This is a genomic window from Rhizobium giardinii bv. giardinii H152 (assembly GCF_000379605.1).
Classification (GTDB): Bacteria; Pseudomonadota; Alphaproteobacteria; order Rhizobiales; family Rhizobiaceae; genus Pararhizobium; species Pararhizobium giardinii.
The window spans coordinates 1-1,020 of the sequence record NZ_KB902671.1; the positions used below are offsets into that span (position 1 = coordinate 1).

A 1,020-nucleotide genomic window follows, 5' to 3' on the forward strand; every position below is an offset into this window, starting at 1 on the left:
AAGGGACTTCCAGTCAGGATCACGTTGATCGACCGGCGAAACCACCATCTCTTCCAACCGCTTCTGTATCAAGTCGCAACAACCCTGCTTGCGACGTCCGAGATCGCTTGGCCTATAAGGTCGCTATACCGTGATCGCGAAGAGGTCACCACACTCCTTGGCGACGTCGTAGCCGTCGAAAACGGTGCTCGGTCCGTTACTCTCCGAACCGGAGAAGTCATCCCCTACGACACCTTGGTTCTGGCATCGGGAGCCACCCATGCATATTTCGGACACGATGAATGGGAGCCCGTTGCACCGGGTTTGAAGACATTGGAGGATGCAACGACCATTCGCCGCCGTGCGCTCCTGGCATTCGAGAGGGCCGAACTGGCGGATGAGGCGGCGGAACGGGATTCGTATCTTACATTTGCGATTGTTGGTGCCGGACCGACTGGCGTCGAACTGGCCGGAATTATCGCCGAGCTTTCCCAGAAAACACTCCCGAAAGAATTTCGTCGAATCGATACGCGAAAGACACGGGTGCTTTTAATCGAGGCAGGCCCGAGAATACTGCCCTCATTCGTGGAAGACTTATCGCGGTATGCTCATGGTAGCCTGGAGCAGCGCGGCATCGAAATAATGCTCGGTAAGCCTGTCACGAACTGCACGGCCGACGGTGTCACAGTCAACGACACTTTTATCCCCTGCCGTACGATTATCTGGGCCGCTGGCGTGCAGGCCTCTCCGGCGGGACGCTGGCTGGATGCTCCGACCGACCGCGCAGGACGAGTGGTCGTCTCACCAGATTTGACGGTGCCCGGCCATCCCGAAATCTTTGCTGTCGGAGATACGGCAGCGGTAGTGCAGGCTGATGGACGGCCGGTGCCAGGCATCGCTCCAGCAGCGAAGCAACAAGGGGCATTCGTTGCCAAGGTTCTTCGGGGTCGCCTATTGGGTACTTCGAAGACTGAGGTGTTTCGCTACAAACACCAGGGCAGCCTCGCCACCATCGGCAACAACTCGGCCGTGATCGATTTT

At 57.8% G+C, this 1,020-nt stretch carries 1 protein-coding gene; it reads left to right on the forward strand.

Going from position 1 to position 1,020, the window contains the following annotated elements:
- On the forward strand, positions 1-1,020 hold a 1,020-nt coding region (locus tag A3AY_RS0115225; protein ID WP_018326517.1), incomplete at both ends, for an NAD(P)/FAD-dependent oxidoreductase.